The 1109-nt window shown below is 67.9% G+C and carries 1 pseudogene; it reads left to right on the plus strand.

The features are described 5' to 3' along the window. Positions 1-76: 76 nt before the first annotated feature. Positions 77-1086: pseudogene (locus tag ABTZ03_RS44180) on the plus strand (IS5 family transposase). The last annotated feature ends 23 nt before the right edge of the window (positions 1087-1109 follow it).

A 1109-nucleotide genomic window follows, 5' to 3' on the forward strand; every position in this document is an offset into this window, starting at 1 on the left:
CTAGGGCGCGTATTCGGTTGTGATCATTTTGGGAAGTTGCCCCCGCGGTGCGGCCTGATCCGGTAGACCGTGTTCCGTGACGCGAGCGCAACTATCGGATGGCGAGTGGGAGTTCATCGAGCCGTACCTGCCGGTCGGCGAGTACGGCCCGTATCCCGAACGCCTGCGGCAGCAGTTCGAGGGCGTGATCTGGCACTTCAAGACCGGCAGCCAGTGGCGCGAAATACCCAGGGAGTTCGGTGCCTGGTCGACCGTCCACAACCGCTTCCGGCAGTGGAGGGACGCCGGCGTGTTCGAGGCCCTGCTGGAGGGTGCGATCGCGGAAGCCGCCAAACGGGGCGAGGTGGACTTGTCCCTGGTCAGCGTGGACTCCACCACTGTCCGGGCCCATCATGATGCCGCCGGGATGCACATGGACCCCGATGCCCTGGCTGCCCTGGAGAAGGCGGCCGAAGAGGCGGAGAAGGCCCGGCAAAAGGGGGCGGCCCGCAGGGACAAGACGGGCATGACGGCGATGGCCCGGGTGACCCGGAGCGGGAAGAGCGGGGGCGCATCCGACGCCGCTGCAAGCTCCGCCTGAAGGCCGCCCTGCTCGGACGCTCCAGGGGCGGGCAGACCAGCAAGGTCCATGTCGCAGGCGAGCGCAGGTGCCGCCCGCTGGCGTTCGTCCTGACCGAGGGGCAGGCCGCCGACAGCCCGCAGTTCATCCCCGTACTGCGGAAGGTCAGGGTCCGCGGGCCGGTCGGCCGCCCCCGCACCCGGCCCGACGCGGTCGCCGGGGACAAGGCCTACTCGTCCCGAGGCAACCGCACCTACCTGCGCAGACGCAGCATCAAGGCCGTCATCCCGGAGAAGATCGACCAGGCCGCCAACCGAAAGAAGAAGGGCAGCAGGGGCGGTCGGCCTGTCGGTCACGACGCCGAGCTCTACAAGGACCGGAACACCATCGAGCGCCTGATCAACAGGCTGAAGGCCTGGCGGGGCATCGCCACCCGCTATGACAAGACTCCCGAGAGCTACCTCGCCGGCCTCCACCTTCGCGGCGCAATGATCTGGATCAAAGACCTCACCAGAAGCACCACTTGATCACGACCGAATACGCGCCCTAG

Source organism: Kitasatospora sp. NPDC096077 (assembly GCF_040303245.1).
Lineage (GTDB): Bacteria > Actinomycetota > Actinomycetes > Streptomycetales > Streptomycetaceae > Kitasatospora.